Below are 4,828 nucleotides of genomic sequence, written 5' to 3'. Positions count from 1 at the left end.
GACCGGCCGCAAGCTGCCGATCCAGGTCTCCTCGTTCGTGCTGCCCAACGGCGGCACGATGCTCCTGGGCACCGACATCTCCTCGATGCTCACCACGCTCGAGGCGCTGAAGGTCGACATCATCGGCCTCAACTGCTCCTCGGGTCCCGAGGACATGCGCGACGCGATCCGCTACCTCGGGGAGCACTGCACGGTGCCGGTCCACTGCATCCCGAACGCGGGCATCCCCTTCCAGGGCCCGGACGGCGAGACGATCTTCCCCGAGGAGCCCGAGCCCCTCGCGAACACCCTCGGCGACTTCGTCGAGCGCTACGGCGTCTCGGTCGTCGGTGGCTGCTGCGGCACCACGCCCGAGCACATCACCGCGATCGCCGAGCGCGTGAAGGGCGCCTCACGCACCGACTTCACCCGTCCGCAGGCCGGCCCGCCGCGGGTCTCCTCGATGATCACGTCGACGCCGCTGGTGCAGGACCCCGCCCCCACGCTCGTCGGTGAGCGCGTCAACTCCCAGGGGTCTCGCGCCGCGAAGGAGATGCTCCTCAACGACGACTACGAGGGCCTCGTGCGCGTTGCCGAGGACCAGGTCGAGGGCGGCGCCCACGTGCTCGACCTCTGCGTCGCGCTCACCGAGCGCACCGACGAGGACGAGCAGATGCGCGAGGTCGCCAAGCGCGTCTCGCTCACGCAGCCCGCTCCGATCCAGATCGACTCCACCGAGCCCGAGGTCATCAAGCTCGCGCTGGAGCAGATCCCCGGCCGGGCGATCGTCAACTCGATCAACCTCGAGGCCGGCCGCGACAAGGCCGACGTCGTCGTCCCGCTGGCGATCGAGCACGGCGCCGCCGTGATCGCGCTGACGATCGACGAGGTCGGCATGGCCAAGACCGCTGAGCGCAAGGTGGAGATCGCCACGCGGATCAAGGAGATCTGCTGCGACGAGCACGGCCTGGATCCCGAGCTCCTGATCTTCGACGTCCTCACGTTCACCCTCACCACCGGTGACGAGGAGTGGCGCCCGTCGGCGGTCGAGACCATCAAGGGCATCGCCGACGTCAAGGCGGCGCTCCCCGGCGTCAAGACCTCGCTGGGCGTCTCCAACGTGTCCTTCGGCGTCGGTCCCGCCGCGCGCGCGGTCATCAACTCGGTGTTCCTGCACCACTGCGTCGAGGCCGGGCTGGACCTCGCGATGGTCAACCCGAACCACATCACCCCCTACGGCGAGATCTCCCAGGAGGAGCGCGACCTCGCCGACGACCTCGTGTTCAACCGCCGCGACGACGCGCTGGAGCGGCTCATCGGGCACTTCGAGAGCAAGGGCGAGGAGGAGGAGGGTGCCGGCGCCGCCGATCCCACCGCGGGCATGGAGCCCGAGGAGGCGCTCCACTGGCACATCCTGCGGCGCAAGCGCGACGGCGTCGAGGCGCAGATCGACAAGTGCGTCGAGAAGATCGGCGCGGTCCCGACCCTCAACGACGTGCTGCTGCCCGCGATGAAGGAGGTCGGTGACAAGTTCGGCGCCGGCGAGCTCATCCTGCCGTTCGTGCTGCAGTCCGCCGAGGTCATGAAGCGCGCGGTCGCGCAGCTCGAGAACTACCTCGACCGCATCGAGGGCTACACCAAGGGCACCGTGGTCCTGGCCACCGTGTTCGGTGACGTGCACGACATCGGCAAGTCGCTGGTCAACACCATCCTCACGAACAACGGCTACACGGTCATCGACCTCGGCAAGCAGGTCCCGATCGGCACGATCGTGGATGCGGCCGTCGAGCACGAGGCGACCGCGATCGGCCTCTCCGCGCTGCTGGTCTCGACCTCCAAGCAGATGCCCGCCGCGGTGCAGGAACTGCACTCCAAGGGGCACGACTTCCCGGTGCTCATCGGCGGCGCCGCGATCAACCGGGCGTTCAGCTTCCGCACCCTCTACCCGGAGGGCAAGGACTCCGACGTCGTCTACGACCCGGGCGTCTTCTACTGCAAGGACGCGTTCGAGGGTCTCGCGGTGATGGACCAGATCGTCGAGGACGAGGCCCGCGAGGCGCTGCGCGCGAAGCTCGCCGCCGAGGCGAAGGCCTTCCGCGAGAAGGGCGAGGACCCCGACGAGGACCTCGACTACAACGACAGCTCCGTGCGCTCCGACGTGCGGACCGACAACCCGATCCCCGAGCCGCCCTTCTGGGGCGTCCAGGAGATCCCGGTCGACATGGACGAGCTGTACGCCCACCTCGACACGCACGTGCTGTTCAAGCTCCACTGGGGCGGGCGCGGCATCAAGGGCGAGGCGTGGCAGAAGCTCCTGGAGGGCGACGGCGAGGAGGAGGGCTTCCGCCCCAAGCTCGAGCGCATGTGGCGCGAGCAGGACTACCTGCACCCCCGTGCGCTGCTCGGCTTCTTCCCCTGCTACAGCGAGGGCAACGACATCGTCGTGCTCGATCCGCAGGACCGCGAGACCGAGCTGACGCGCTTCGTGACGCCACGCCAGCCGAAGGCCGACCGGCTCTGCACCGCCGACTTCTTCCGCTCCAAGGAGAGCGGTGAGCTCGACGTCATCGCGGTGCAGGCGCTCACGGTGGGCTCGGAGGTCACCGACCTGATGGCCAAGCTCGAGGCCGACGGCGAGTTCGCCGAGCAGCTGTTCGTGCACGGTCTCGGCGTGCAGACCGCCGAGGGCCTGTCGGAGTGGCTGCACTGGAAGGTCCGCGGCATGCTCGGCATCCCCGCGACGCAGGGCCGCCGCCTGTCGTGGGGCTACCCCGCGATCCCCGACCAGTCCGACCACCTCAAGGTCGAGAAGCTCCTGGACCTCTCGCAGGTCGGCATGGAGATCTCCGACGGCTACGCGCCGATCCCGGAGCAGTCGACCCTCGCGATGGTCGTCCACCACCCGCAGGCGATCTACTACGGCATGCGCAACGGGCGCCTGCTGCCCGACGGCTCGCCCGACGACGTCATCAAGGGCTCACCGCGCGACCCGTCGCTGTTCGGCGAGGCCCCGGCGCTGCCGGACGAGGACCCGACCGGCGGCGCGGTCGAGGACGAGTCGGGGCGTCAGCCCGTCGCGGGCTGACGCTGGGTGGGACCGGGGCGCGCCGCGGCGGGCCCCGGAGCGGCCGCCCTACCGGTCGGACCGTCTACGGCAGGTCGGCGAGGATGTCGGCCAGCGGACGGCGCTGGCCGGTGATGAACGGCAGCTCGTTGCTCGTGTACCGACGAGCCTCCGCCCCACGAAGATGGCGGATCAGGTCGACGATGCGCGTCAGGTCGTCGGCCTCGAAGGCCAGCAGCCACTCGTAGTCGCCGAGGCCGAAGGCGCTGACCGTGTTTGCCCGGACGTCGGCGTAGTCGCGGCCCATCATGCCGTGCTCCATGAGCAGCTGGCGACGCACGTCCGGCTCCAGCAGGTACCAGTCGTGCGTGCGCACGAACGGGTAGGCGCAGACGTACTTCTTCGGCTCCTCGCCGGCGAAGTACGCCGGGACGTGCGACTTCGAGAACTCCGCCTCGCGGTGGACGCCGATCGCCGACCAGAACGGGTGCAGCGCCCGGCCCAGCTGCGTGCGCCGGATCGCGGAGAGCGTGCGCTGGAGCTCGTCGGGTCCCGGCGCCGCGAGCCAGAAGAGGATGTCGGCGTCCTGGCGGTAGCCGCTGACGTCGTACGTGCCGCGCAGGGCGACCCCGTCCTGACCGCCGATGGCCGACAGGACCTCGGACGCGAGCGCGCCGCGATCGCCGTCCGGCAGTCCGGAGGGAACGCTGAACGCGGCGTAGGCGGTGTGGGTCAGCCCCGCCGGGAACGCTCCGGTGGTCGCCGTCTGCTCTTCGGGGGAGATCGAGGTCATGATCACTTCAGGATGCCACGCCGCGAGGCGCAGGGACGCTCAGCCGTCCAGGAGCGCGAGCTTGGCCGGACGCGGCAGGGCCTTGATCCTCGCCTCTTCCCGGCGCGCCGCCGTGCGGTCGGGCATCGCCTGCGACCAGACGAGCGTCACCGGCAGCCGGGTACGGGTGTACTTCGCGCCGCGGCCGGCCGCGTGGGCCCGCAGGCGCGCGTCGAGGTCCACGGTCCAGCCGCAGTACAGGGTTCCGTCACCGCACCGCAGCAGGTACACCCACGCTGCGGCGTCGCCGCTCAGAGCTCGAACTCCAGCGTCTCGCCCCTGCGGGCGTAGCCGGGAAGCGGCGGGAGCTCGACCGGATGGCTGTGCATCGTCCGCATCCGCACGTCGCCCCAGCTCAACCCCTCCTTGAGCAGGGCCGGGGCGCCCATGATGATCGCCGTCGCGATCTCCACCGCCTGCAGGACGATGCCGTACCCCAGCGCGTCCGCGGACCCGACCCCGTAGGCGCCGGTGAGCACGGCGACGCAGGCCGCCTGGAAGACCCCGAGGTTCGACGGTGTCGCGGGCAGGACCGCGGTGACGTTGACCGCGAACAGCACGGCGGCGGCCGCGCCGATCCCGGCCTGGTGCTCGAGCCCGAACGCGACCAGCAGCACGTAGCAGGACAACCACTGGATCGCCCACGCCGTCAACTGCGCGCCGGTGGCGAGCGCCGCCGCCCGCGGTCGGCGGAAGACCGTGAGTCCGTCGCGGACCTGCACCATCGCCCGGCGCGCCTTGTGGAGCCACGCGCCGATGCGCTTGGACCGCGACGGCAGCCCTCCCCGCAGCAGCGCGGGAGCGGCGAGCACCACCAGCAGCGCGACCAGCGGCGCGAGGGTGAAGAGCAGAAGGGCGCTGTGATGGCCGCGGAAGTAGCCCACCGACGAGAACATCACGATGCCCAGGATCACGAGGGCCAGGATGTTCAGGAGCGTCTGCGAGACGAGCGT

4 protein-coding genes are annotated in these 4,828 nt (G+C 70.5%); 1 reads left to right on the top strand and 3 read right to left on the bottom strand.

Features of this window, described 5'->3' with window-relative positions; translation table 11 throughout:
- The coding region (locus tag ABYE80_RS17250) for a dihydropteroate synthase (RefSeq protein ID WP_372791543.1) at positions 1-3,064 on the top strand (3,064 nt) is incomplete at its 5' end.
- Positions 3,065-3,128: 64 nt separating this feature from the next.
- On the opposite strand, the gene hemQ is transcribed toward ABYE80_RS17250, so the two are convergent.
- The 3 genes from hemQ to ABYE80_RS17235 form a co-directional block, all read right to left on the bottom strand.
- A complete protein-coding gene (hemQ, locus tag ABYE80_RS17245) occupies positions 3,129-3,836 on the bottom strand; it encodes a hydrogen peroxide-dependent heme synthase (protein WP_372791542.1) in 708 nt (235 codons plus the stop codon).
- 39 nt (positions 3,837-3,875) lie between these two features.
- Positions 3,876-4,130: a GIY-YIG nuclease family protein gene (locus ABYE80_RS17240; RefSeq protein ID WP_372791544.1), complete on the bottom strand. Its 255-nt coding sequence runs from the start codon at positions 4,128-4,130 to the stop codon at positions 3,876-3,878.
- The coding region (locus ABYE80_RS17235) for a lysylphosphatidylglycerol synthase transmembrane domain-containing protein (protein ID WP_372791541.1) at positions 4,127-4,828 on the bottom strand (702 nt) is incomplete at its 5' end. The genes ABYE80_RS17240 and ABYE80_RS17235, both read right to left, overlap by 4 nt.

Origin of the sequence: Paraconexibacter sp. (assembly GCF_041602235.1) — a bacterium.
GTDB lineage: Bacteria > Actinomycetota > Thermoleophilia > Solirubrobacterales > Solirubrobacteraceae > Paraconexibacter.
Note: the sequence above shows the minus strand (reverse complement) of the source record. Positions and strands in the feature narration are given on the sequence as shown.

Excerpts from the sequence above, each read along its gene's own strand:
- hemQ (WP_372791542.1), bottom strand. The coding sequence starts at position 3,836 with ATGACCTCGATCTCCCCCGAAGAGCAGACGGCGACCACCGGAGCGTTC.